Raw genomic sequence first — 25,591 nt, forward strand, 5'->3', positions numbered from 1 at the left:
AATTGGACAAACAATTTTCGCCCTTTTTGAGAGGAGTAGGATTCATGATGTGCGCTCAGTTTAATGCGGGTTCATTATCTTTTTGTATAGATGAAGCGGGTAATATCACGCGCCTTTCGGATACGGCTCATGGCGGAACTTATGACGTGGCTGATCAGGGTTCGCCACTGCTTCGAATTGTAATTAACGAAGAGATTGAAAGGCCAAGCAGTGCTGTATACGACGATGAAGAGGGCAAGCTATCGCTTTTCTTTGAAAACAGCGGTGTACAGGTGGATGTTAACGTTGTTTCGAAGGAGCTTTACACGTCATTTGAGGTTGCACGCATAATAGAAGCAATTGAGAAGTATGCAATTGACGCGGTAATATGGGGGCCGTTCGAAACCACAGTTAGTGGTTCCATTGGAGAATCGGTTGGGATTGTTCATAATCATATATTTGCGATAGGTCTCCTTTCATTAAATGCTAAAACGATAGGCGGATGGCCATCAGAACTGAAGGCGCTGGCCTTTGCTGACGGACTCTATGAGGACGGGAAGTTCGAATATAGGCTTAGCACGGCGTGGCCAACGAAGGAAGGCAGTCTGCTGCAGGCGTATGCTAGAAACCGTACTAAGGGCGGGACAAGACCGGTATGGGGCATCAACGATATTGATGTAGCTCCGTTAGAGAACGAAGACGCCGCAATCGTAGGATCTAAAGTCGCGTTGTTCGGATGCGCTGCAGAGAACGTTCTTGAAACGATTGAGGCGGTTGAGCTTGGCGAAAATTTGCCGCATCCAACGATTGAAGGCGCGTGGGGGAAAGTGTCGCCCGCTGCAACCCAGTCGTATTTAATCATAGATTTCACTGAGGAGACGACCGCAGAAGCAATTAGGTACACAAAGCAGGCGGGATTAAAGTACGTGTACCATCCTGATCCGTTCGCTGCATGGGGACATTTTGTTCTTAAGCCGGAGAGCTTCCCGAACGGAGATGAAGGACTTAGAGCGAGCGTGGCAGCGGCTGAATCTGCAGGTGTACACGTCGGCGTCCATACCCTCTCCAATTTTACGACTTTAAATGATTTGTATGTAACACCTGTACCTGATAAGAGGCTGCAAACCGTTGGTACGACTCGCTTAATGGAAGCCGTGAGCGAAACCGGAACCGCCGAGCTGATTGTTGATAATCCAAAGCCATTTATGGTAAACCTTTATCGCACAACGGCAATCATCGGCAATGAGCTCATCGAATACGGCTCCATATCGGAAAGCGCCCCATGGAAGCTTCTCGACGTTAAGAGAGGCGTAAACGGGACAATCGTTGCCGAGCATGAAGCAGGTGCTGAAATTGGCCGTTTATGGGATCATCCGTATAATGTGTTTTTTCCGAATGTTGAACTGCAGGACCAATACAGCGATCGAATTGGCGAGCTGTTCCGTAACACAGGCTTGAAGCAAATTTCCTTTGATGGACTGGAAGGCTGTTACGCAACCGGTCAAGACGATTATGGCGTAAACCGTTTCGTTAAACGGTGCTATGACGGCTGGAATAACGAAGTTATCAACGATGCGAGCATTGTCGTGTCCAATTACGCTTGGCACATCTTTACCAGATTTAATTGGGGCGAACCATGGGGAGTGGCAACACGCGAAGGACAACTGGAATGGCGGCTTAGCAACCAGCGTTATTTTGAAAGAAACTTTATCCCTCCGATGCTGGGATGGTTTTTAATTCGCTCAGCATCGAATCGGTTTGAAGCTACAACATCGGACGAGATCGAATGGGTATTGTCGAAGGCGGCTGGTTTTAACGCGGGTTTCGCGTTGTCTGCTGAAATGGCGGTGCTGAGACGAAATGGTAATAGCGACAAACTGCTTGAGAACGTAAGCAGCTGGGAGAGAGCGCGGCAGATCGGTGCATTCTCTCCGGATCAGCGGGAAAGGATGAAGGATCCGACAAGCGACTGGCATCTTGAGAAGCTTGAAGAGGATCGCTGGAGCTTGTATTTGATCAGCCTATCTGCACCGCTCGAATGCATTCCGGAAGAGCTGCAGCCAGGTCAGCCAGGCGGCGCTGATTGGCCGTTCTTCAACATCCATGAAGCGCAGCCGTTAAGGTTCAGCATGCGCGTGCTCTCAGCGTACGGTAATGAGGAAGGATACATTAAGCGTCCGACGATCTGCGTGAATGGCCAATACATGACGTTTGAAGCAGAAGTGCGCGCCGGTGAATATTTGGTGTGTGACGGAGACCGAGTTGGACAGATTATGGACAGGAATTGGAATGTACTGCGAACCGTGCAGGCCTCGTCAGAGACGCCGATCGTTCGGGCTGGCGGGCAGACAATTTCGTTTAGCTGTAAATTTGAAGGAGAACCAAAGCCGTCCGTAAGTGTTAAGCTATCAACACGAAGTGCTCCTGAACCGGTAAATACAGATTGGAAGCTTGATGATTTAGATAGATTGAGATCTATTTAATATGATGGTATAGGTATTTTACAGGAATAATTATCCTCACTATAATGAAGCAAGTAAACGGACTCCATGCGAGACCACCTCCTCGAGGAGGTGGTCTTTGCTTGTTTCATAGCACAATAACGACGACTGCTGCTTCCGTTTATGCGTCGGCATCTAGCCGATCAACGATCGTTATTCACGTTTTTCAGTCTGTATTCGGTAAGAGAGACGCCGAAATATTTTTTGAAGCTGGTGTAGAAGTAGTTCGATTTCTCTACGCCGCACCTCTCCAGAATTTCGTTGATCGGCACCTTCCTGCTTTCGAGGTACTCTTTGATTTTCTCCATTCGGACCATCGTAATGTACTCGGCCACGGATCTGCCGGTTGCGTTCTTGAACAGCTTCCCGAGATAGACGGACGATAAGGAAAGCGATTCGGCGCAGCTGTTCAAAGAGAGATTCTTGTCTGCAAAGGCGGCGTGTATGTGGTCGATGGCGGCGTTGACGATGTCGTTCTTCTTCCTGTCCTTCGCGCTGTCCTTCAGTACGATAATCTCGTCGATTAATTCGAAGAACGTGCGCTCGATTTCTTCGAATGTTTCGAATCCGGATACTTTGTTGAAGAAGCTGATCGAAATCGAGTTGAATTTGGATTCCGAGCCTTCGACGATCCGGTTAAGAGAGTTGTAAATCGAGAAAAACAAATAAATGACCGACGTTAAGATATTGTCGTAGGAAGAATGCTCGATCGCCTTAATGATTTCCCGATAGTTATCCTTGGCGGCCTCACCGCTTCCCAGCTTCAGGGAATCGATAAGCTGCTTCTCTTTGGACATGGGGAAGATGAAGGAGCCCGAATCCGTTTCCTTTAATGTCTCCGGCGAAATGATGCTATAGTGACCCGTTTTGATTCGATACATAGATAAGTTGAACGCTTCGTCGTACGCGCTTTTAATGCCATCTGGCGACTCGATGATGAAACCGAGCGTTCCGGTCAGCGAGAGGTTTAGAAGCTCCAAGACACTCTCTTGGATTTTGCCGACGATGCCGTGGAACTTTTCCGTAAGCTGTGGCAGCTGCTCCGCGGCTCCGCCGATGTCCGCAAGAATGGTGAACTGATCATGCGCCGTCTCGACGACTTCATTTCGGAAGTGCTCCCCCGTAATTTCCCGAGCAATATTCGTGATTGCGTATTGGTAGAGGGAACGGTCTTTATCGCTGTTCCGGTCTACGTAGTCTTTATAGAAGTCGATTTTCAGAATAAACAAGTAAAGGCGATTTTGAAAATCCAAATCGATCTGAAGCTCCTGCTGCTTGGCGATCAGTTTGTCGGTCGGCAAGTAGGCGCGGCCGGTTACGACGTTTTTCAAAAATTCGTTTTTAATGACGGGCGTCGTATTTCTCTTCATATTTTCCAGTACTTGCGTTTTATCGATCATCCCCGTGAACGCCGTGGATAAGTAGCCCATTTCGTCCATGTTTTTGGAAGGCGCGCTATCGGGTCCCAGCTTCTGGATGATGCCCTTCGTAAGCGCTCCGATCGGCCTGTATAGCTTCTTGGAAGCGAGTACGGCAAACAATAAGCCAAGCAGCAAGACGATCAAGCAAAAGATAACGGTGATGATGCCGTTCTTCTTGGCGGCGGAAAATGCGGTGTTATATGGCGTCAGGCTAATGAATTTCCATTTCAGAACGTCGGAAGAAACATAGGAGATGACGTGTTTCTCCCGATTCATCCGATCGATGTACGTTCCCGTCGGCGCGGAAGCGGTAAACACTTCTCGCAGGTAGCTCTCATTCGAAACGTTTCTCATGAACATATCGGAAGAAGAGTGGCTGACGATATCTGCTTGATCGTCCAAAACGATAATTTCGTTGCCGAGCTTGTTCAGGGAGGAGATGGTCAGCCTTAGCCATTCCGCATCCACGTTTAACACGATGGCGCTGTCGAAATTCCCTTTGTAGTCGTTGTTATCGAACAAAATATACGTGTACACGTTGGCGGTTCTCGTTTCGGAGCCGCGTGGCAACGCGACTTTTCTCGGGATTGGACTCAGGCTAAGCGTTGCAACCGTTCCTGCGTCGTTAATGAGTCGAATGATTTCCTTATCATAGAAATTCGAAGCTTTATAGAAGGAGCTTGAATCGATAACGGTATCAATTTTGCGGTTATACACGTAGGTCGAGTGGATGTAGGTGTTCGGAATCGTAAACTCCTTCAACGTGCGGATGGCACCCAGTATGTTTAAGAAGTCTTCGTCCTGATCGTCGTTGCTGTAAGCGAAAGCTTTGATGGCATTGTTCAGCATCAACGATTGGCAAAACTTCTTCGAAATCGTATCCATATAGACGGAGCTGTAGCTGATATTCGATAAGAGGTTTTCATTCATTCCTTTTACGGTGCTTACGATAGAAGAATTGTAGTTGTAATAGAGCAAGGATGATAGCACCAAGATCAGCGACGTGATGCTGGCAACGAAGGTGAGAAGTAATTTTTTGTACATGCAGTCAGGGCCACCTTTGCCTAAAGTAAACGCTTTCTAAATTGTATCAAAATCGTGGTGGCCGAAACAGGCTTGCGCTTTGATTTCGCTCCGTTTCTTGTTTATTTAGAGAAAAACCTATTTTTTGTAGTTCACACGGGCGGCATTTGACGGTGTCTCACATTAAAAAATCGTTGATTTGATCATTATTCATTGTTTTCAATAGCAGCGGCAAGAATTATGATCGGGTTACGAAATGGAAACGGAGGAGAAATGGCGATGGAAAGAGTTGTGAAGGCCTTGCAGCCGCCAAAAACAAAAACCAATAGAATAAGTCTGAATCGATGGCCGGTCATTGGTGAACTCGTCAAAAACAAAACGATTTATGCCATGATGCTTCCGGGGTTACTGTTTATTATTCTTTTCTTCTACCTCCCGATGTTCGGAGCCGTGATCGCGTTTAAAGAATTCGATCCGATCAAAGGAATATGGGGCAGCAAGTGGGTCGGGTTAAGCAATTTCAAGTTTTTTTTCCAATCGGACGCGTTTTTTCAAGTGACGTTTAACACGCTCTTCTATAATGGGATTTTCCTCGTAACGGGGATTGGCCTCGGGTTGGTGGCCGCGATTCTGCTTAACGAAATCGGCAATCGTCATTTTGCCGGCGCGTACAAAAGCGCGATCCTGCTGCCCTTCTTCTTATCCTGGGTAGTCGGCAGCTATTTACTGTATGCGTTTCTGAGCACGGATAACGGAATTCTTAATAAGATGATCGTTTACTTTCATGGGGAACCGATCGATTGGTATTTTGAACCGTCGTATTGGAGGTTTATTTTGCCGGCCGCTTATATTTGGAAGAATGTAGGGTACTTCGCGGTTTTCTTCGCAGCCGGCATTACGACAATCTCCCCGGAGTATTATGAGGCCGCGAAGATCGATGGTGCGAGCAGATTCCAGCAAGCCATTAAAATTACGGTACCTATGCTGACTCCGATTACGATTATTTTGGTGCTTCTGCAGGCGGGGAAAATCTTCTATGCGGCTTTTGGGGATTGGGGAATGTTCTATACCCTTCCGAAGGACCAGGGGATCTTGTTCAGCGCAACCAATGTCATCGACACTTACGTCTATCGAGCTTTGCGAGGGATGAACGACTTCGGCATGTCCTCCGCGATCGGATTCTATCAGAATTGCGTCGGATTCGTGCTCATTATCGTGTCGAACTGGATCATTCGAAAATACGACCGCGACAGCGCTTTGTTCTAGGAGGCTAAAGATGAAGCAGCCCATTCTATTTAAATTATCCGTGAACACGATTTTTCTGATCTACTCCGCCTTGTGCGTCATTCCGTTGCTTGTCGTTCTTTCCATCTCGTTGTCTGATGAAGAGTCCATCTTTAGGACCGGCTATCACATTCTTCCGGTGGATTTCAGCTTCCAAGCTTATGAATATATCCTATTCGGCTCATCGCCCATCTTGCAGGCGTATGGGGTCACGACGATCGCTACTTTGGCGGGAACGATTCTGCATCTGATCCTCTCGTCCATGCTTGCTTACGGACTCTCGAGAAAAGAAGTCAAGTATCGGCATATCGTCGCTTTTCTTGTGGTGTTCTGCATGCTGTTTAGCGGCGGACTTGTGCCCTGGTACATCCTAATCACGAAGTACCTTCATCTCAAAAACACGTTGTTCGTGTTATTCGTCCCGTATCTCGTCTCTTCGATAAACGTGCTCATCATGCGAAATTTCTTCATCGGGATTCCGGATTCGATCATAGAGTCAGCTAGGATTGACGGGTCGGGCGAGTTTAACACGTTCATCAAGATGGTCGTCCCCTTATCGACGCCTGTATTCGCTACCATCGGGCTTATGACTGCGGTGTTTTTCTGGAATGATTGGTTTACGAGCGCCCTCTTCATTGAGGATGGCAGGCTGTATTCGCTCCAGTACCTCCTTCAGTCCATCATGAATAATATCGCATATTTGCAAGGAACCGCGTTCGGAGAGAAAATGGCAGTCACGATACCGAGCGAGACGGCCAGGATGGCCACATGCATCATGGCAGTAGGACCTATCGTAGTGGCATACCCCTTATTGCAGAGATATTTCGTCAAAGGGTTGACGCTGGGCGCCGTTAAAGCCTAAAGCATGGCTATGCCGGGCAATACGCTCGTTTAGCATAAAACATATAAAAAAATGGAGGTCAGATCAGCAATGACGATTAAGAAGAAAGTGGCAGGAACAGTTCTAACGTCGCTTGTATCCCTCGCTATTGTACTTACCGGATGCGGCAGCAATGGCGGTAATTCGACGAACCAAGGCGCTAGCACGAACACAAGTGAAAATGCCGCGGAGCCGGCAGCTTCGGATTCCACGTCGACTTCCGAGAACACAACGACTTCCGAGAACACAACGACGGAACCGGCGAAAGAGCTGGAGCCCGTCGAGCTGACTTATTATTTCCCGAATACGCCTCAGAAGGATATTCAATTGGTAGAAGATGAACTGAACCGCCTCGTGAAGCCAAAGATTAACGCAACGATTCATCTTAAACTCATCGATTGGGCTGCGTACGACGAGAAAATGAACGTCATGATGGCGTCCGGCGAACCGTACGACCTTGCCTTTACCGCCACATGGAGCAACAACTACTTCCAGAACGTCGCCAAGAACGCGTTCGTTCCGATGAATGATCTCATCGATCAATATGCGCCGGATCTTAGAACAGTCGTGCCGGATATTTTCTGGAAAGCGGTCACTGTCAAAGGCGAAGTGTACGCTGTGCCGAACTTCCAACAAGCAACTGCCGGATACGGTTATCAAATTAAAAAATCGCTTGCGGACAAGTATAACCTCGATTGGAAGTCTGTGAAGAGCCTATCTGATTTGACTCCGTTTCTTGACACCATCAAGAAAAACGAACCCGATCAAATCCCTTGGAACTGGTCAGACGCTTTCATGACAGGGCCTCCGATCTTCGGCATGGAAGCGCTCGGCGATGCGAAAACGCCAGGCTACATTTATTTGAACGATGGCAGCATGAAGGTTGTTAACCAGTACGATACGCCGGAGTTCAAATCGTACGTCACGTTGATGCGCGATTGGTTTAAGAAGGGTTATATCATGAAAGACGCGGCGACGAGGGACGCAAACGCGGACCTTAAGGCCGGCAAAGTCGCCTTGCAGATCGGTCAGATCGATCTGGATTCTATCGACTTCCAAGACGCTTACGGATCCATGCCTGCGGGAAGAATGTCCATTCAAAATCCGGCAGCCGAATCCTACGACTTCAAATTCGTGCAACCGTTGCTTACGACGGATAAAGCGGCTGCGACCAATACGGCTATTTCCGTGACGTCCAAAAACAAAGAAAGAGCGATGATGTTCATCAATCTTCTGAACACCGACAAAGAAATCTATAACGTCATGGACTGGGGCGTAGAAGGCAAGCATTACAAGAAAATCGGCGACAACCAAATCGAATTGGCGAAAGACAGCGGCTACCTGCTGTGGGCCGGTTGGGAGTTCGGCTATATGGGCAACGCCTACTACCTGTCGACCGATAAGCCTGAAGCTATTAAAGACGATAAAGGCAATCAATTGTGGATTAATCTGAACAAGAATGCGACTCCTTCCAACGCATTGGGCTTCGTGTTCGACTTCACGCCGGTCAAGTCCGAGAAAGCCAACGTCGACGCGGTCATCGAAGAAATGTACAAAGCCTTGTCTTCGGGCTCCGTTGATCCGGACAAATATTTGCCTAAGTTCATCGATAAGCTCAAAGGCGCCGGCGCGGACAAAATCATTGCCGAGAAGCAGAAGCAATTGGACGAATGGAAAGCGGCTAATAAGTAAGTGAAATAGGACGGAGAAAGGGAGCTTCCGCTCGGGAAGTTCCCTTTCTTTAACGAATAAGGTGGCAGCAATCGCGCAGCATGGAGGAGAGGGATTTTCAATGAAACCAATTACAGCGGTTTTGATCGGAGCCGGACAAAGAGGAGCAGGAGCATATGCTCCCTACGCATTGAGTCATTCTGAGGAAATAAAGTTCGTTGCCGTCGCGGACGCGGATACCGGGCGACGGGAGCGTTTCCGGCAAGAGCATAACCTCCCGGAACAAAGCTGTTACTCGAGTTGGGAAGAGCTGCTCGCGGGACCTCGACTCGCGGACGCCATTCTGATTTGCACGCAAGACAAAATGCACTTCGAGCCTACGCTTCAGGCACTTGAGAAGGGATACCATGTCCTGCTGGAAAAGCCGATGTCGCCGGACCCGCTGGAGTGCTTCATTATGGGCGAGTATGCCGAACAGTATAACAGGGTGTTATCGATTTGCCACGTGCTCCGGTATACGGACTTTTTCGCGGAGATCAAGAAGCTCATTTCAGACGGCCGGATTGGCAAGCTTGTCTCGATCCAGCACACTGAAAACGTCGAACACCGGCATCAAGCACACAGCTTCGTAAGAGGAAATTGGAGCAACTCCGACGTTTCCAGCCCGATGATATTAGCAAAAAGCTGCCACGATATGGACATCTTGCAATGGTTGGTCGACGAGGAATGCGCCAAAGTGTCTTCCTTCGGCTCGTTAACCTATTTCCGCGAAGAGAATGCGCCTGAAGGCGCGCCGTTACGCTGCTTGGACGGTTGTCCCGTACAAGATTCCTGCCCCTATTACGCACCTAAAATGTACATTGAAAGGGATGACTGGGCCGCCGCAATTCTGCGTTCTATCGTCAGCAACGATACGAGTGACGAAGGCGTACTCGAAGCTTTAAAGGAGGGTCCTTACGGCCGATGCGTCTACCATTGCGATAATAATGTGGTCGACCATCAAGTCGTAAACCTGGAGTTTGCCAGCGGCGTAACAGTCGCGTTCACCATGAGTGCCTTTACGTTCGAAGGAGGCCGTTCGGTGAAGCTGATGGGGACGCTTGGCCAAATTCGGGCGGACATGGAGAAGAACGTCATCGAAGTGACGAGCTTCGTAACCCGGGAGACGGAAACCATTCTCCTTGATACCGAAATCACGGGGCATGGCGGGGGAGACACGAACATTATGCGCGATTTCGTCCGACTCGTTCAAAGCGACGGCAAGGAGAAAGGACGCACGGGTGCGAAGGAATCCGTGCAAAGCCATCTGATCGCCTTCGCCGCGGAGAAATCGAGGATTGAAGGCAGTACGATATCGATGCGCGACTATATCGCGGAGTTGAAATCGTTGGCAGTAACAAAAGTTTGACGCGTGCCGTAGAGATGCCTTCGGAACTGCTGTTACGCCCAAGGGGAACAAGAGGGAGGCAACAAATGGACAGAATGGCCATCGGTGTCGATATCGGCGGAACCAATTTGAAGATGGGGCTTGTAAGCAGCCGAGGACAAATCATCGCTGATCATTCGATTCCCTTGCCTCGAGGCGAGGATAATAAGGCGGATACTGCTTTCATTAGTCAACAGGTCGCTAATTTTATCTTGATGCTGGGGACGGAAAAGGATCGATTGGCAGGTGTGGGAATCGCTTCTCCAGGAATCGTGGATCCGGGCCGAGGCATCGTGAATGATGCCGTGAATCTGGGCTGGCAGCAGGTTCCGCTCGTGGCAATTATGCAGGAAAAGCTTCAGATGCCTGCACGACTGACTTGCGATGCGGTTGCGGGCGCTCAAGGGGAAAAATGGTTTGGTGCCGGGACCGGCTTGGACAGCTTTCTTTATCTATGTGTGGGAACAGGCGTTGGGGCTAGCTTGATTCTCAAACAACGTATGTTTGAAGGTGGACGGGGGCCGATTCTCAATATTGGCCATACGAGCATCATCCCGGACGGTAAACTGTGCAAATGCGGAAATCGGGGCTGCTTGGAAACCTACGTATCCGGAGCGGCAATGAAAGAACAAACCGGCTTGGACGCCTATCAAGTCTATAAGGCGGCTCATCATGGTGATTTATATGCCAAGAAGCTATTTCAGGATGCCGGCGAATTGCTCGGAACCAGTTTGGTGAATTGCATGCAGCTTTTCGGTGTAGGAAACGTCATCATTGGCGGAGGCTTCAGCCAAGCGGACAGGATGCTGCTCGATCCGGTGAGGAAGACAGTCATGGAACGGATACCGTCCTCGAATACGCTGCATGTTCATATCGCGCAAGCTGCATTTCCGACAACTGCCGGTATTATAGGCGCTGCTGCGCTGCTGCTGAGTCCTGAAAACGAGGTGAACTGAGATGTTACTGGATCAATATATCCAAATCGTACAAGAGCAACTCAATCACATTCTCGAAACTCAACGAGGGAAGATAACGGAAATCGCAGGTAAAATCGCGGATTCGATCGCAGCGGGCGGAATCATGCACGTGTTTGGGAGCGGACACTCCCATATGATCGCGGAGGATGTCTTTCATCGTGCCGGTGGTCTCGCCTGTGTGAATGCGATGCTGGAGCCATCCCTAATGGAGCTGAATATCGGAAGAGCTACTTTATTGGAAAGGCTGCCGGGCTACGCCGAGGTGCTGCTGACCGGTTATGATCTACGCCCTGGAGAAGTCATCGTCGTCGTATCCAATTCCGGCATAAACGCTGTTCCGATTGAAGTGGCTCTTGCTTGCAAGCAGCGAGGATTGTACGTCGTCGCGTTGACCAACATGGACCACTCGGTGAAGACGGCATCACGCCATGAGAGCGGTATGAAACTACATGAAGTCGCCGACATCGTGCTTGACAATTGCGGCGTATATGGAGATGCCGTATTGTCATACGATGACAGCGGACAAAAGATGGGAGCGACATCGACGATCGGCGGCATAGCGCTCATCCAAGCGCTTACTGTGGCCATTGTTGAGGAGCTGCAAACGAGCGGATATAAGCCGCCGGTATTAATAAGTGCCAATCGGGATGGGGGCGATGGGCACAACCAGAAGCTCATTGATCGCTACCGGAGTCGGATACGTTATCTTTAATGTGCGGTGCTTTTTGGAAATTACAACCCTTTCCTTACGGGAGCCCTCATTTTGAGGGCTCCTTGCTTTTAAATCAAGCGACTTTGCTTTCGATAATCCGTTGGAGAGATGCCAACGGTCTGCCGGAACAGCTTGGTGAAGGCGTGAACGGAAGAAAAACCGTATCGTTCCGCGATCACAGTGACGGAATCGTTTGTACCACTAAGGTCGTTCCGGGCTTTATCGATGCGCCGCCGGTTCCAATACCGCTTCGGCGTAAAGCCGGTGTGGGTGCTGAATAACGCATGGAAGTGGCCGCGGCTCAGTCCGAGCGTCTCTGCCCACAGGTCGATATCGCCGTATTCTCCCCCGGCATTCATGTCCATGTATGCCTTAATCTTTGCGATACGCGGATCGGTTGCATCGTTCTTGCGCCGTGCGAGCTGATAGAGCTGATGAAGCAGCAATTGAAAATGGCCGTTTATGGCGAGACTCTCCGGGTAATTCTCGTGATGGAGGACTTTGTAATCGGTGGATACGGCTTCAAACAGTCCTTTCCAGTAGCCATGCGCATCCGCTGTGAGACATTCGGGAATATCCATGTCAAGCGGCTCGTCAAGCATATCGGGATCGTGTTTCTCAGCACTCAGGCACAAAAGGTCTCCGGTAACCATAGCCAGCGGCTTTGGCCGATACGACCATTCGAAGAACACGCACAGGAATGCAAAAGGAGTACTGTCCGGATCGACTTCCCACGTATGCGAAATACCCGGCTTTAATGAGAACAGCGTGCCGGGCGGCAACCGGATAAATGTGCCATCCTCGTAAAGCACGCGGGCACTGCCGGATTCGATAAAATAAAGGGAAGGGACATAACAGATCCGGTAAGGAAACCTAGTTTCCGGCCGTATCGGTACTCGAATGGCGAATCGTACAAAAGGATAAATAGTTGTCATTTCATTCATCCTGTTCAACTTTTATTTGTTATAAATCGTACAAACGGATCAATATCATACTTCTAGCTAAAGACGGAAAGTCCTCTTTCAGACATAATGAATCCAAGGAAGCGATTTCAATTCTAGGAGGGCAAATAAGAATGCCGGATACGAATTTCATCCCAACGCAGGAAGATGTAGATTTCTTCAAGACAAATGGATATTGGATCTCGCCGAAGATCATCGATGATGAGCGATTGGAGAGACTGCGCGATAGAATGGAGCGGGTGTATCAGGGGGAATTCGAAACCGGGACGGCGCCCGATGCCATCTGGCGCCGCGAGACAAGTCGTCCCAACTCCCTTCGCAAGACCGACAATGCGAGCTTGGCCGACTTGACGATCCGTGCGTTAGCCCATGACTCGCAAATCGGACAAATTGCCGCAGCTCTGAAAGGAACGAATACGATTCGTTTCTGGGAGGATCAACTGTTGCTTAAACCGGCGCAATCCAGCGGAAACGCGGCGAACGTCGGCTGGCATCAGGATTATCATTACTGGGGCTGCTTTCAAAATCCGGAAACGATGATCACGGCTTGGGTAGCCTACGATGATGTTGACGAGGAGAACGGCTGCATGCAAATGGTGCCGGGCAGCCACTATTGGGGGATTTTGAACGGAAACGATTTTTACGAGCAAAACATGCAAAAGCAGCTGCAGGATATGGCGCCGGAAGGGCAAATTGCTCGAACCGTACCGATTATCATGAAAGCCGGCCAAATAAGCTTCCATCATAGCCTGACGATTCACGGAAGCGGACCTAACATATCCGACCGCGTACGCCGTTCGTCGGCGCTTCATTATCTTACGGCAGAGACGCGCTATCGGGCGGGATTCGCCGATGAATACTCAGAAATCAAGAAATTCATCGCCGCCGGCGGCAAGGACGGAGACATCGTGCAAGGGGATATGTTCCCGGTCGTTTACAGTAAAGCTTAAACAACCCATGCAAGGATTTGCCCCCGTCCATTGGGGGCATTTTTGTATTCCTTCCTATAGCTTTGAATCTATATCATATGACGATTTATGTATTATACATGGTTGCTTTTACTCCCTATAATTAGTTCCAATCTGAGACCAGAGCTAAGAGGGGAATGAATATGAGCACCACATTATCTTTTAAAAGAGTATTCGATGTTCTAAGGCAAGCTCGAATCTTATTCGTTCATGATAACGAAATCAGTTATATGCATGCTAAAACCATCCTAATGGAGATGGAAATGACGATTGATCTGGCGAAGAGTGAAGCTGAGGCTATAGAAATGGCTCTTCAGAAGCGCTATGATGCCATTCTGTTGGATATGGACATCCCCGCCTTGGATGCGGGGACAGCTGCTCATCAATTACGAGAACTGGATAGCGGACGACGAGTCCCTATTATCGCGATGACAACGAATTCAATAAGAGGAAAAGATAAACAGACGGAGAATATGGAGATGGATGCTTATCTATCGAAACCAATCGAGCCCATTAGGCTATTATGTGTGCTGCGGCGGGTGATTTTAAGCTCAAATAATAATCAATCGTATCATTCAGATGGGATTTTTGATCTATAATTAAGCGAACGTTATGGATTGAATACTACTCATGGGGGCAGTTGGTCAGGGTGCTTATTAACTGGTATATCCATTTACAAACAGGGGATTTGTGCAAAGTGATTTCCCTAACCACATTTACAATGGGGAAATCGCTGTATTTAAAGGTGTGGAGTATTACTTTCAGCTGCCTTGCTATGTGTTTGAAAACGCTAAGTCGGATAAAATTATCGTTTCAAATGAAGATGGCTTTGAAGTGCTGCCCTACAAAGGTAGTTTGCTGTTCTTGATTGACTTGGCATTGGATTTAAAAGATGAGAAATGGGTCGAGGAATTAGTTTATAAATTACAATATGAATCACAGCTTTAAAGGCACTGTCCCATCGGGACGGTGCTTTTTTCAATGATGATCACCGACGATTATAACGGACGAAAATACATACCTTCTAGGCTATAACATATAACGATTTAAGTATTATACAGGACTGCGCTTCATCCCTATAATTAGATAAAATCTTAAGACAATAAGTCTCCATTACATCAGAGAAACAGTACACAGTTAGGGGAGCAGATCACAATGTGCAGCTGGTTTAAGGCGGAAGACAAGATATCCCGGTACAAGGTTGCTTTTGACCGACCTCCGCAGCAAGTGCCGGATGACATCGTCGTCGACGGGCCAATCATCGGGAATGGAGATGTGCGCGTCGTTGTCAGCGGCGAGCCGGAGCGACAGCGATTCTGGGTATCCCACAACGATTTGCTGAAGTCGAAACGAATGACTCCCGGCGGAAGTTCTTGTTTGGTGGGGGACATGGATATCTGTATTCCTGCCTTGAAAGACAGCTCTTACTACTGTGAGCAACGATTGTACGAGTCAGAAATACTATCGATTTTCAACTCGGGGTCGACGATTGTAACCATGCGCACATGGGTGGCGGCTATGGACAATATATTGGTCGTGGAGCTTTCATGCGAAGGTAGTCCGGTTTCGGTTGACATCAAGTTATGGGCGCAATCCTGCCATGAATCAAATACGCAGCAAGGACTGGCAAACCGGGTCGACTGGGTTTCCCGGCAATATTCAGGTTGGGATCCGAATGGGTCTACTCAAGGCTGCCTAGCGGTACATGCTTTAACGGATACAGGCAATGCATTCATTCTACGGGAGAGACGTCCAGCCGTTATTGTCTTATCCGCGCGGACCAATCGTGATTCGGATGACGGTTTGAAAGAAGCGATTAAATATGTGGCAAGAGCAAATCAAGCATCGATAGCTTCCGTTCGGGAGGTTCACGATCTTTGGTGGAGAACGTTTTGGGCAAAATGCGCGATGGAAATTGAGGATGCGCCGCTGGAACGACTTTGGTATGGATCCCATTACACAAACGCCCAATTCGAGTATCTTCGTGGAGTCAACGCGTTTCTTGCTTCAAGCAATCAAGCCCATGGAGAAGGCTCTTAATCTCTAACGAATCGTACAGGTCTTAATTGCCCTGAAATTGCGCTGAAAAAATGCTAACGAATCGTAGCGGCCCTATTTAATGTTTTACGCGTATTTTGGAGCCGATTATTCCTATATAAGACCTACGATTCGTTAGATTCTCGAAGAGTCAAAAGCATGCCCAATAAGGCCTTCACGATTCGTTAGAATCAAGAAGACCGACCCGACCGACCCGAAATCCGGTCGACAATGGCTAATGGAATTGGCGCTTGAAGGGAACAAAATCACGAAAATAAGTCTGCAGCTTCAACAGCTGCAGACTTACTTGTGCTACCCCAGAACGCCGGTGTTCAGAATCTTAACCTTCACGTTTGGCTTAATGGTGAGCTTCGGATACTGCTCCCGAAAATTCATCCCTTTATACAGCTTCGGATGATAGGCTGCCACCTCATGACTAAGCTGAAAGTAGTCGCAATTCGCCTTCTGCAATGTGGCAATGATGGAAGATGCCTTCGAGGTGAGATCCGCGGCGATTGCTTTCTCCAGATCTGCGAGCATCTTGTTTGTATGTTTCTTATCGTTAAAGCCATCTTCGACTAATGTGACGTCGAGCTTTAGCGAGATGTCAATCTCGCGAATGTCTTTCTCATTGTGAATCACATGAAGATCGTGCTTCACGTTCTGAACGAAAACCGTATATACCTTACCTTCGATATGCCCGATGAGCGGCTGGTTTTTGCCCAAAGCTTCATGCATGAGGCAAGCTAATAGCGTTTCCTCGTTATTCAGATTAACCCCGGTATACTTCCCGTCGCGAAACAGGGCGGTACCGGCAAGACGCACCTCGTCCCCGCTGGGTTCGAACATATTCAGAGCAAAGTCGTTTACGAATCCCTCGCCTCCAAGGATATAGCGAAGCAGTTTATTGGAAGGAATTCTTCCACGTCTCAGTTGATCGTCCAATAAACCAACCAAATATTCCGGTACGATTTGCTCTTTGATTTTCTTCTTCGACAATAGCTTCGACAGGTCGCCGTTATACACGGCTAAATAGGCATATAACGGATTGGTTATGAATTGGCCGGTGGCATTCAAATAGTTAAGCGGTTGATCTTTGGCAAAGCGCGAGGTTATGAGATACAGTCTGGTCTCTTGAACAGTAAGGATGCCCGGCATTGTCTGGTTGGTTTGCCTTACGGCATCATAGAGGCTGTCGCCTGTTGAGCTTACATATATTCCGGATGGTTTGCCCCCTCCCAGATTAGCCTCTTTAAGCGTAGCAATAATGTAGCTCACATTGAGTTTCTTGCTGTCCCCGACGTAATCCACTCCTACAACATCGACGAATAGCTGCTTCTTCAGCTGCACCTGATCCCAGCAACCTGTAAGCAGCAGGCAGATCATCAGTGAAGTAATCCCTCTCTTCATATTTTGCCCCTCCCAACGCCCCGCAACCCGGAGATAATGAGCAGAATGACTGGCAAAGCAAAGAGCATGATGACGGACAGTTGGTCCTGTATCGTTGCGAGCTGGTTAATCGCGCTGCTTCTCTTCAGGAGGAAGCTCCCGATGAAACATGCGCCTGTTATAACCAAGACCCAGACCTTCTGCTTGCCCAAGCCTCGTCCGCGAAGATGCATAAACGCTTTCGCCGCCATGAAGAAATACACATAAACCGTATCCGAAACCAAACACAAATAGCAGATTAGAAACAGGATGTCTATGCTTTGCAAAATCTCAATCTGATAGTTCTTGAGGATAAAAACGATCGGCTCGGGAATAAGCGTGAGCTGCTTTAAGCTGAACATCGTGGAGCAGATCAGAGAGACTGTCACATAATAGATAATTGTGCAGGCGTTCGCGAGCGTCATCGCAAGCAGCAGCTTCTTCTTGCTCTTCGTCTTTACATACGGGTAAGCGTAAAGCAGCAGATCGTAGCCGACATAGGCTGTGAATGCGGTGTACACGCCTTTCATAACCGGAGACCAGCCGCTCGGCAGGATGGGCAGCAAATTTCTTATGTCCATCCCATACAGCCCGCTACAAACAATGAGCAGGAAACCAACGACAGGAATGAGCATGAAAGATTGAGTGAGATTCGCGAGCTTCAGCAGCGAGGAAGTCGCCGCATAGCCGGTGACGATCAGCAGCATCAGAATCAGCACCCATTTCGGCGTGAGTATAAACAGCCAGCGAGATAAAAGTTCGACATAAAGCATGATCAGCAAATACCCGGAAAGCGTGTAGTAGCATCCATACATCAAATTAATGCAAGCTCCAAGCGGTCTGCCGATTATGGAAGAAGTATAGGCAAAGAAATTCCGCGCCGGATATCGGCTGCCAAGCCACCAAATCAGTATGATGCCGATCTGCGCAGTCAGTCCGGACAGCAATACGGCAATCCAAGAATCATGCCCGGCAATGCTTGCTTCCACATGCGGCAAGGACAGCACTTCAAGCCCAATCTGGGACATAAAGATGAGCGTGAACAGCTGCCTTCCGCTGATGCCTTCTTCTTTGATCATCGTTTCCATCCCCTTGGATTTCGCAGCCTGATTCGGTTACCCGGCGCTGTAGCTGCAGGCCTTTTACGCAAATTCCAAATCGGAGCTCGAATCAACGTGTCCTTCGCGTCGCCAAATGAGAACGGAGGCGTGTAGTAAGGATATCCCATCGTATCCAAATGACAGAGGTGGATGCAGACCATGATGAAGAAAAAGGCAAGCCCAAACAAGCCGAACAGTGCAGATAAGAGCAACGCCGGATAACTTAGCAGGCGCATCGCGCTGCTCATTTCGTAAGAAGGTACGATAAAGGAGGCCAAGCCCGTTAAAGCCGCGACGATAACCATCGTATTGGATACCAAATTGGATTGCACGACGACGGTCCCGATCACGATACCGCCAACGACGCCGATCGTTTGGCCGACGGGACTGGCCAGCCGAATCGTCGCCTCTCTTAATATTTCGAGCAAGAGCATCATGGCAAGCGCCTCGAATACCGGAGGGAATGTAACATATTTCAGCGAGCTCTGCAGCGTATTGACGAAATTGATCGGCAGCAGCTGCGAATTGAAGGCACTGACCGCTACATAAAGGCCGGGCAAACCAATGGTAATAAAGAAACAGCAAATGCGTAATAGTCGAAAGATGGAGCCCAGTAACCAGCCAATCTGATAATCGTCCGCGCTTTGGAAGAACGACCAGAACGATACAGGTAAAATAAGGGTATCCGGCGACCCGGCTCCAGCGACGACGACCTTGCCTTCCATGAGATACGAACGCGCGCGGTCAGGCCGTTCCGTAATGAGCAGCTGAGGAAATAGGCTGTATTTCTTCTCCCGAATCAGCTCATCGAGAAAACCCGGTACCTCTACATAGTCAATATCAATGCTTTGAAGCCTTCTGTCCAGCTCTTCAACAATCGCCGGCGTTGCAATGGACTTGAGGTACATAACTGCCACTTTTGTCTGGGAGATCCGCCCGAGCGTATAGGTTTTGACGATAAAGTCCGTAGAGTTGATCAGCTTGCGCATCAGGTTCAGATTCGTATCTAAATTCTCAATAAACGCTTCGTTCGCGCCGCGAAGAACCCGCTCATTGGTCGGAATATTGATGGAGCGCTCCTTCTTGAGATCCGCACCGAGCAGATAAAGCTTGTCCTCTCCATTGCGCTGCATCACGGTTTTGCCATATATGATCGCTTGAACCGCATCCTCGAATTGCTCGGTTTCGGCGTAATCGAGAATGGAAACGACATCCTGAATCTTCGCTTCCGGACGTTGAAGCAGTGGTTTCAGAATAAATTCTTGAACGACGCCGGAATCAATCAGCGTATCGAAATAAAACAAACGAAACTCCGATTCCCCGATGAACAGCCGTTTCGATTGAAAGTCGCTTTGTTCGGCGAAGAGCTGCTTGAGATAGGACTCTGATTCTTCTACGGATGGGCTTAACTTCACAATTTCTCCCTCCTCACGCATCGTTTTCCATAATTTCACCATCAAGTGATAAAAGTATGCAATCGACGGGAGGGGGATCTTGAGATACACGTTGTTTATTCACGTGATTTTTACTTGTCTGCGAAAGGGTATTTCGCCTTGTTTATCGAATGAACAAGGAGTAGGGAAATATTAACAATAGCGTAAGGGTGACATGGATATGGCAAACAGTATTCTGTTTAAAATATTGCTCCCTGTTCTGCTAGGGATTATTTCGTTTTCATCCATCTATTTAGAACGGACGACATACCCTCTCTTCATGATCGCTGCGGGTATAGCCGTGTTTCTGTCCATTAACCTCATGCGGAATTCTACCAAGCAAATCTACTTACAAATTGCATGTCTAATCGTTTTTCATTGGTTGAGCGAACTGAATTGGTGCTTGACACTCTATGTGATCGAACTCATCCGTCTTCTGACCCGCAGTGAAACGATGAAACACAGTTACTACCACGCCCTTCTGCTGATGGGTTTATACAGTCTGGTGCGCTACACGTATTCGGAAATTAATGATTACTCCGTGTTAGTTACGTTATCTGACATTGCAAGCGGATTAGTCCTTGTGGCCATGATTTGGATCATCAAGACCAAACAAAAGGAAAAAGAGGACCTGCAGAAAAAGAATGATGAGCTATTGAAAAGGGATGTTCTTACCGGACTGCTTAATTACCATGAATTTCGCAATGAATTAAACCGAATGAAAGAGCGCGGCGAATATGGCTTAATTATTATGAACTGTCAGGATTTGAGAGTCGTCAACTTCCAGCAAGGGTTTGAGAAAGCCAACAATGGGCTGAAGGATATCGCCAGACAGTTAACCGTACATTTCGGCTCTTCGAGCGTATCCCGTTACGGCGGGAGCGAATTCGCAATCGCGATGGCGTATACCGATCAACAAGCTGCTGAAGATTATGTGAAGCATGTCATCGAAACCATAATCGTACAGTCATCCCATTTAGACATCATTTACGCTTATGCTTTTTCAAACGGACGCTCGACGAATGAAACGATAGAGGATGTAGAAGATCAGCTGTTTCTTCAAAAGAAAGAAGCCTGGCTGAAAAGAGATGAGCACTTCTTCCGTTCGGACAAGTTAAAGGTAATTGGCGAGCTGGCGGCGGGAATGGCCCACGAAATCCGCAACCCGTTGACAACGATAAAAGGGTTTCTGCAGCTGGCCTATCAGCACGGCTATAAGGATATCGATAAATACCACCCGATGATCATGGATGAAATCACGAGGGTTAGCGAGCTGACATCCGAGTTTTTACAATTCTCGAAACCTAACCTCTCCCAAATGAAAACGGAAGCGATCCGCTCCTGTGTAGAAAGGGCTCTCTCGATAATGGGCACGGAAATCGAGAGAGAAGGTCATGACCTTATTGTCGATTATCCCGAACATCCCATATATGTGCGAATAGACAAGGACAAAATCGTGCAGGTGCTCGTTAATTTGTTCAAAAACGCCATTGACGCGATGGACGATATCGGGAGAATCGGTGTTAAGATTTACGGAATGGAGAACGGCGTATTCATCGAATTGTCTGACACGGGTAAAGGGATGTCCGAAGATACCAAAGCAAAGCTGTTTGAACCTTTCTATACGACCAAAGCTCAAGGGACAGGACTGGGTTTATCCATTTCGCATAAGATCGTCCAAGATCATGGCGGACGAATGGAAGTCACAGAGACAAGTCCGGCGGGAACGGTGTTCGCGATCATGCTGCCTGCTGCTGCTGCTCCAATTGAAAGCGAATAATCGAACCATCCATCCTATGTTGTGACATTCCTCAATAAAGATTGTGTCAAATTAAGATAGCCGCCTCTTGGTAAGGCGGTTTTTTTGCGTTTCAGAAACATCAAAGGGCTTTGTTTAAATTGTAACTACCAAAATTAATTTAAATAGTTACTTGCCATCGCGGCCGGGCCGTGATATAGTACGTCTAGTAACTTGTTAAGACGACTTAGATAGTTACATTTTATGGCTTCGGAACTTCGCATTGCATTCAAGTCGCTGCGTTAATGCACCTATAGAATATTGGAGGGATACGAATGAAGACAGGTAATGGACATGCTGTTCCTTTAGAAACCGCTGTTTTTGCAGGCGGCTGTTTCTGGCATATGGAAGATGCTTTTCAGAAGCTTGATGGTGTCTCAACTGTGTATGCCGGGTATACGGGTGGAGTAATGAAGGATCCGACTTATCAACAAGTTGTTTCTCATGCAACGGACCATCTCGAAGCAGTCGAGGTGCATTATAATCCGAATGTGATTACGTATAACGAATTGCTGCAGCATTTCTGGAAGAACGCCAGTCCTGCAGAAGCTGCTATTTTCTACACAAGCACTGAACAACAAGAACTGGCTGAATTATCTCGAAAAGGCGCTGCCAAACGTATTGGCAACGCAACGAAGATTACGGCTGCGACTACGTTCTACAAAGCGGAGGAAGAACATCAGGACTACTACGAGAAAAATGGTTTAGCTTTCTGTTTAAGCAAAGCTTTGGGACTAGGTAAATGACGATACAAGGAGCAGTTTGCCATCGGCAGCTGCTCCTTGTTGCATGTCAGCACGCAAAGTGAAAAATTCCTATTGTGTCGATTTCTTAGTTGCCTGTTCCACGGGAATAATGCTCTCGTCTCTTATTCAGAAGGCGAGAGCCATGTTACCCGAGAAAGTCTCGACAGTCACTTTGTTGTCTACACACCTTGAATCAAAATGTAACGGTTGTCAGCGTGGCTATTTCATGCAAATCAGCCTGTTTGAAACGCTAACGGTTGTGACAGACGTTATTTGCAGCAAATGGACCCATTCCTAGTGGAAAACGATCAAATAAGTTCGCTGGCAACCGTTAGAAATTAAAATGGGTACATTTAGGCCAAATAGCCACTGTCACGACCGTTAGAGCTGGGATGCCTGCTCTCGCCTCTATTTTAGAGGCGAGAGTATTTTGTTTTCGTTATCGTTTGATGCGGTTGCCATTGGTACGGCAGAATGATGCATTTATTGATACACTTGAAGAGAGGCTGGTAAATGAGGATGCGATGCGCGGCAAACGGCAGCCTATCGTCCAAGGAAGAGGAGAGAGGCATATGATTCTATTAACCAATGGATGGCGTTGTTATCGATTACAAGCTCGTGAATCTAGGCTCAAAGGCGATTTGCACGGAGGAATACGTACACAATTTTATCGCCATCCAGGAGCAACCGATCGGGCCGGGGTATTCCTATCACATGGATGCAGCTGTTGATCCCGGTAAACTCCCATCCTTTATCCAAGAGGTTGATGGGCAGCTTCGTTTCACAGATGCACCGCAAGAAGCTTTCTATTATAGAGCGGAGCCAGTTAAGAGGGATGATGACGTATTCGAGCTCTGTATCCAATATGAGAACATCGGCAGCATTCGGGAGATCGACTGGTTCGTGCCTTCCAAGGTGGCTGTATGGGGATGTCCCCACGCATTCAGCGTAGAATCGTTCAAAGCCATTGAACTGCAGCCCGGGGAACAAATGGAGTACCGCCGTGAATTTAAGCTGACAGCGCACCAGCCGCTATAAAATGATTGAAGGCCTCCGGGCTGCAAGCGGAGACCCTTCTGGAGAATTCAGGAAATAACAGTTGACGTCGAAATGTTGGCATGATAGTATAATCCACATACCAAAGTAATCTCATCGGAATAATAAAATATCAACCGGACAACCGGAGACCACGCTTTAACAAAGGCGCTGAGTCTCCTTTTTTTGTTGGGAAAAACGACTGGATGACCAGAGATTCAAGCCGCTAATTTACTTGATTGATGAGATGAATACGAAGTCGACCGTTCAACCGGAGACACAACATGTACTCGATGTTGTGTCTTTTATTTTACCGTAAGGGAGCATTCGTGGATGGAATACGTTGACAGCGAGGCGGCTCTGCAAGAGGCTAGAGTGCTGCCTCACAAGAAGCCCGTTAGGCGCAAATTAAAACTGATGAGGTATGTCTGGTTCAATCGTTACCTGTATTTGATGCTGGTACCCGCACTCCTCTACTACTTGATCTTTCATTACATCCCGATGTACGGAGCGGTCGTTGCCTTCAAGGATTTCAGCATTATGAAAGGGATATTGGGCAGTGATTGGGCCGGTATGAAGCATTTCGAATACTTGTTCTCGCAGGATAAATTCTGGCAGGTCATCAAAAACACGGTGATCATCTCGCTTTACCGGCTTACCTTCGGATTTCCGGCTCCCATTATTGCTGCCCTGCTATTGAATGAGGTAAGGGTGAAGGTGTTTAAGCAGACGATCCAGACGATCATTTACCTGCCTCACTTTATTTCTTGGGTGATACTTGGCGGCATTCTCATTAATTTGCTTTCCACGGACAGCGGCATCGTCAATAACTTGATTAAGCTGTTTGGGGGTACGCCTATCGGATTTCTAAGTGATGAATCTTATTTTCGCAGCACGCTTGTCTTCTCGATGATTTGGAAAGAGTTCGGCTGGAACACGATTATCTACATGGCGGCCTTGGCCGGAATCAGCCCGCATCTATACGAAGCGGCGGTCATCGACGGGGCAAATCGCTTCCAGCGGCTTGTGCATCTCACGATCCCGCTGATCCGGAGTACCATCGTGCTCATTCTCATTCTTCGGCTGGGGGGCATTATGGAAGCCGGCTTTGAGCAGATATTCGTGCTCTATCATCCGGGTGTATACCGCGTATCGGATATTATCGACACGTATGTATACCGAATCGGCTTAACGGATGGCAGATTCAGCCTTGCGGCAGCGGTTGGTTTATTTAAATCCCTGATTAATTTTACTCTGCTCGTTCTGGCAAATTGGCTTTCCAGGAAGATGGGAGAACAGGGCGTTTACTGATACGGGAGGGAGATTTATGCAATACACCGGCAGGGCAGGAAAGCTTTTCAACTCGTTTAATGTGGTATTTCTGACTATCGTAGCCATCGTTACGGTGTATCCATTCTGGGATACGTTCGTTGTATCGATCATCCCGCTGGAGGAGTACCTCGGTTCCAGTATTCATCTTTTTCCCAAAGAGATCACATTCGAAGCGTATACCTACTTATTCTCAATGAATGAATTATGGAAGTCTTACGGGGTGACGCTGTTCATCACGGTTGTGGGAACGGCGCTCAATATGATCCTTACGGTTCTGGCGGCATATGCGCTGTCGAGGCCTTCACTTAAGGGGCAGCGCGTAATCATGTTCCTGCTTGTTTTTACGATGATGTTCAGCGGAGGTATTATTCCGACCTATCTGGTTGTCAAAGACCTAGGCATGATGAACTCGGTATGGGCGTTGATCATTCCGAGCGCTCTCAATACGTATAACCTGATTATTATGAAAAACTTCTTCTCTTCGATGCCGGATGGTTTGGTTGAAGCAGCCAAGATTGACGGCAGTAATGACCTGGGGATCCTGTTCAAGATTGTCATCCCTTTATCGATGCCGGCGATTTCGACGATTACACTCTTCTATGCCGTAACGCGTTGGAATGATTTCTTCAACGCGATATTCTTCATCAGCGACAAGGAACTATGGCCGTTGCAGCTGTTCTTGCGAAGCATGCTGTTCGAGAACGAATCGTCCTACTCGGGAGGCGGCGACAGCCTGTTCCTCCTTGGACCGTCCATCAAGATGGCGACGGTTATGGCGGCTTCCATTCCGGTCATGCTCATCTATCCTTTTTTCCAGAAGTATTTTATCAATGGCGTCTTGATTGGCGGGGTCAAGGAGTAATTCCTTCACTATAAAA

General features: G+C 48.0%; 21 protein-coding genes. 16 read left to right on the top strand and 5 right to left on the bottom strand.

From position 1 onward, the window contains the following. Nucleotides 1-44: 44 nt before the first annotated feature. A complete protein-coding gene (locus AC0YNS_RS11235) occupies nucleotides 45-2,462 on the top strand; it encodes a hypothetical protein (protein ID WP_475781084.1) in 2,418 nt (805 codons plus the stop codon). A gap of 161 nt (nucleotides 2,463-2,623) precedes the next feature. On the opposite strand, the gene AC0YNS_RS11240 is transcribed toward AC0YNS_RS11235, so the two are convergent. Beyond that, the gene (locus AC0YNS_RS11240) at nucleotides 2,624-4,945 is read right to left on the bottom strand and encodes a helix-turn-helix domain-containing protein (protein WP_475781085.1); all 2,322 of its coding nucleotides are present in this window, start codon (nucleotides 4,943-4,945) and stop codon (nucleotides 2,624-2,626) included. 258 nt (nucleotides 4,946-5,203) lie between these two features. Here AC0YNS_RS11240 and AC0YNS_RS11245 point away from each other — a divergent pair, with 258 nt between their 5' ends. From AC0YNS_RS11245 to AC0YNS_RS11270, 6 genes are all read left to right on the top strand, one after another. After that, nucleotides 5,204-6,190, top strand: a complete 987-nt coding sequence (locus AC0YNS_RS11245) for an ABC transporter permease (protein ID WP_475781086.1) — start codon at nucleotides 5,204-5,206, stop codon at nucleotides 6,188-6,190. 10 nt (nucleotides 6,191-6,200) lie between these two features. Continuing rightward, the gene (locus AC0YNS_RS11250) at nucleotides 6,201-7,070 is read left to right on the top strand and encodes a carbohydrate ABC transporter permease (RefSeq protein WP_091212336.1); all 870 of its coding nucleotides are present in this window, start codon (nucleotides 6,201-6,203) and stop codon (nucleotides 7,068-7,070) included. Nucleotides 7,071-7,139: 69 nt separating this feature from the next. Beyond that, complete coding sequence (locus tag AC0YNS_RS11255) at nucleotides 7,140-8,780, top strand: ABC transporter substrate-binding protein (protein ID WP_475781087.1); 1,641 nt, start codon at nucleotides 7,140-7,142, stop codon at nucleotides 8,778-8,780. Between the two features lie 100 nt (nucleotides 8,781-8,880). Then, nucleotides 8,881-10,167, top strand: a complete 1,287-nt coding sequence (locus AC0YNS_RS11260; RefSeq protein WP_475781088.1) for a Gfo/Idh/MocA family protein — start codon at nucleotides 8,881-8,883, stop codon at nucleotides 10,165-10,167. Nucleotides 10,168-10,232: 65 nt separating this feature from the next. Then, nucleotides 10,233-11,141, top strand: a complete 909-nt coding sequence (locus tag AC0YNS_RS11265) for an ROK family protein (protein ID WP_475781089.1) — start codon at nucleotides 10,233-10,235, stop codon at nucleotides 11,139-11,141. A gap of 1 nt (nucleotide 11,142) precedes the next feature. Further along, the gene (locus AC0YNS_RS11270; protein ID WP_475781090.1) at nucleotides 11,143-11,874 is read left to right on the top strand and encodes a sugar isomerase domain-containing protein; all 732 of its coding nucleotides are present in this window, start codon (nucleotides 11,143-11,145) and stop codon (nucleotides 11,872-11,874) included. A gap of 68 nt (nucleotides 11,875-11,942) precedes the next feature. Here the strand turns inward: AC0YNS_RS11270 and AC0YNS_RS11275 are convergent, their stop codons facing one another. Beyond that, nucleotides 11,943-12,809, bottom strand: coding sequence for a helix-turn-helix domain-containing protein (locus AC0YNS_RS11275; protein WP_475781091.1), 867 nt, complete (start codon nucleotides 12,807-12,809; stop codon nucleotides 11,943-11,945). Nucleotides 12,810-12,949: 140 nt separating this feature from the next. On the opposite strand from AC0YNS_RS11275, the gene AC0YNS_RS11280 reads away from it, so the two are divergent. From AC0YNS_RS11280 to AC0YNS_RS11295, 4 genes are all read left to right on the top strand, one after another. Then, a complete protein-coding gene (locus tag AC0YNS_RS11280) occupies nucleotides 12,950-13,786 on the top strand; it encodes a phytanoyl-CoA dioxygenase family protein (RefSeq protein WP_475781092.1) in 837 nt (278 codons plus the stop codon). A 161-nt stretch (nucleotides 13,787-13,947) separates the two neighbouring features. Further along, nucleotides 13,948-14,403 (top strand): response regulator, encoded by a 456-nt coding sequence (locus tag AC0YNS_RS11285; protein WP_475781093.1) that lies wholly within the window; start codon nucleotides 13,948-13,950, stop codon nucleotides 14,401-14,403. Nucleotides 14,404-14,494: 91 nt separating this feature from the next. Continuing rightward, complete coding sequence (locus AC0YNS_RS11290; RefSeq protein WP_475781094.1) at nucleotides 14,495-14,752, top strand: hypothetical protein; 258 nt, start codon at nucleotides 14,495-14,497, stop codon at nucleotides 14,750-14,752. Between the two features lie 207 nt (nucleotides 14,753-14,959). Continuing rightward, nucleotides 14,960-15,844: a hypothetical protein gene (locus AC0YNS_RS11295; protein ID WP_475781095.1), complete on the top strand. Its 885-nt coding sequence runs from the start codon at nucleotides 14,960-14,962 to the stop codon at nucleotides 15,842-15,844. A 309-nt stretch (nucleotides 15,845-16,153) separates the two neighbouring features. Here the strand turns inward: AC0YNS_RS11295 and AC0YNS_RS11300 are convergent, their stop codons facing one another. The 3 genes from AC0YNS_RS11300 to AC0YNS_RS11310 are packed head-to-tail and all read right to left on the bottom strand — an operon-like array spanning nucleotide 16,154 to nucleotide 19,784. Next, nucleotides 16,154-17,251, bottom strand: coding sequence for a Ger(x)C family spore germination protein (locus AC0YNS_RS11300; protein ID WP_475781096.1), 1,098 nt, complete (start codon nucleotides 17,249-17,251; stop codon nucleotides 16,154-16,156). Further along, on the bottom strand, nucleotides 17,248-18,348 hold the full coding sequence (locus AC0YNS_RS11305; RefSeq protein WP_475781097.1) for a GerAB/ArcD/ProY family transporter: 1,101 nt from the start codon (nucleotides 18,346-18,348) through the stop codon (nucleotides 17,248-17,250). The genes AC0YNS_RS11300 and AC0YNS_RS11305 overlap by 4 nt, the downstream gene beginning before the upstream one ends. Beyond that, entirely contained in the window at nucleotides 18,345-19,784 is a 1,440-nt protein-coding gene (locus tag AC0YNS_RS11310) for a spore germination protein (protein WP_475781098.1), read from the bottom strand. The genes AC0YNS_RS11305 and AC0YNS_RS11310 overlap by 4 nt, the downstream gene beginning before the upstream one ends. Nucleotides 19,785-19,983: 199 nt before the next feature. Here AC0YNS_RS11310 and AC0YNS_RS11315 point away from each other — a divergent pair, with 199 nt between their 5' ends. From AC0YNS_RS11315 to AC0YNS_RS11335, 5 genes are all read left to right on the top strand, one after another. Continuing rightward, nucleotides 19,984-21,582, top strand: a complete 1,599-nt coding sequence (locus AC0YNS_RS11315) for an ATP-binding protein (RefSeq protein ID WP_475781099.1) — start codon at nucleotides 19,984-19,986, stop codon at nucleotides 21,580-21,582. A gap of 293 nt (nucleotides 21,583-21,875) precedes the next feature. Next, a complete protein-coding gene (gene msrA / locus AC0YNS_RS11320) occupies nucleotides 21,876-22,346 on the top strand; it encodes a peptide-methionine (S)-S-oxide reductase MsrA (RefSeq protein ID WP_475781100.1) in 471 nt (156 codons plus the stop codon). Nucleotides 22,347-22,934: 588 nt separating this feature from the next. Further along, nucleotides 22,935-23,384, top strand: coding sequence for a hypothetical protein (locus AC0YNS_RS11325; RefSeq protein WP_475781101.1), 450 nt, complete (start codon nucleotides 22,935-22,937; stop codon nucleotides 23,382-23,384). Nucleotides 23,385-23,714: 330 nt separating this feature from the next. Next, entirely contained in the window at nucleotides 23,715-24,692 is a 978-nt protein-coding gene (locus AC0YNS_RS11330) for an ABC transporter permease (protein ID WP_475781102.1), read from the top strand. A 16-nt stretch (nucleotides 24,693-24,708) separates the two neighbouring features. Continuing rightward, nucleotides 24,709-25,575 carry a carbohydrate ABC transporter permease gene (locus AC0YNS_RS11335; RefSeq protein ID WP_475781103.1) on the top strand — a complete coding sequence of 289 codons (867 nt, stop codon included), beginning with the start codon at nucleotides 24,709-24,711 and terminating at the stop codon, nucleotides 25,573-25,575. Nucleotides 25,576-25,591 lie beyond the last annotated feature (16 nt).

This window comes from Paenibacillus sp. J22FR21 (assembly GCF_056269135.1).

Coding starts and splice junctions, on each gene's coding strand:
- AC0YNS_RS11235 (WP_475781084.1), top strand. CDS start 45: ATGATGTGCGCTCAGTTTAATGCGGGTTCATTATCTTTTTGTATAGAT.
- AC0YNS_RS11240 (WP_475781085.1), bottom strand. CDS start 4,945: ATGTACAAAAAATTACTTCTCACCTTCGTTGCCAGCATCACGTCGCTG.
- AC0YNS_RS11245 (WP_475781086.1), top strand. CDS start 5,204: ATGGAAAGAGTTGTGAAGGCCTTGCAGCCGCCAAAAACAAAAACCAAT.
- AC0YNS_RS11250 (WP_091212336.1), top strand. CDS start 6,201: ATGAAGCAGCCCATTCTATTTAAATTATCCGTGAACACGATTTTTCTG.
- AC0YNS_RS11255 (WP_475781087.1), top strand. CDS start 7,140: ATGACGATTAAGAAGAAAGTGGCAGGAACAGTTCTAACGTCGCTTGTA.
- AC0YNS_RS11260 (WP_475781088.1), top strand. CDS start 8,881: ATGAAACCAATTACAGCGGTTTTGATCGGAGCCGGACAAAGAGGAGCA.
- AC0YNS_RS11265 (WP_475781089.1), top strand. CDS start 10,233: ATGGACAGAATGGCCATCGGTGTCGATATCGGCGGAACCAATTTGAAG.
- AC0YNS_RS11270 (WP_475781090.1), top strand. CDS start 11,143: ATGTTACTGGATCAATATATCCAAATCGTACAAGAGCAACTCAATCAC.
- AC0YNS_RS11275 (WP_475781091.1), bottom strand. CDS start 12,809: ATGACAACTATTTATCCTTTTGTACGATTCGCCATTCGAGTACCGATA.
- AC0YNS_RS11280 (WP_475781092.1), top strand. CDS start 12,950: ATGCCGGATACGAATTTCATCCCAACGCAGGAAGATGTAGATTTCTTC.
- AC0YNS_RS11285 (WP_475781093.1), top strand. CDS start 13,948: ATGAGCACCACATTATCTTTTAAAAGAGTATTCGATGTTCTAAGGCAA.
- AC0YNS_RS11295 (WP_475781095.1), top strand. CDS start 14,960: ATGTGCAGCTGGTTTAAGGCGGAAGACAAGATATCCCGGTACAAGGTT.
- AC0YNS_RS11300 (WP_475781096.1), bottom strand. CDS start 17,251: ATGAAGAGAGGGATTACTTCACTGATGATCTGCCTGCTGCTTACAGGT.
- AC0YNS_RS11305 (WP_475781097.1), bottom strand. CDS start 18,348: ATGATCAAAGAAGAAGGCATCAGCGGAAGGCAGCTGTTCACGCTCATC.
- AC0YNS_RS11315 (WP_475781099.1), top strand. CDS start 19,984: ATGGCAAACAGTATTCTGTTTAAAATATTGCTCCCTGTTCTGCTAGGG.
- msrA (WP_475781100.1), top strand. CDS start 21,876: ATGAAGACAGGTAATGGACATGCTGTTCCTTTAGAAACCGCTGTTTTT.
- AC0YNS_RS11325 (WP_475781101.1), top strand. CDS start 22,935: ATGGATGGCGTTGTTATCGATTACAAGCTCGTGAATCTAGGCTCAAAG.
- AC0YNS_RS11330 (WP_475781102.1), top strand. CDS start 23,715: ATGGAATACGTTGACAGCGAGGCGGCTCTGCAAGAGGCTAGAGTGCTG.
- AC0YNS_RS11335 (WP_475781103.1), top strand. CDS start 24,709: ATGCAATACACCGGCAGGGCAGGAAAGCTTTTCAACTCGTTTAATGTG.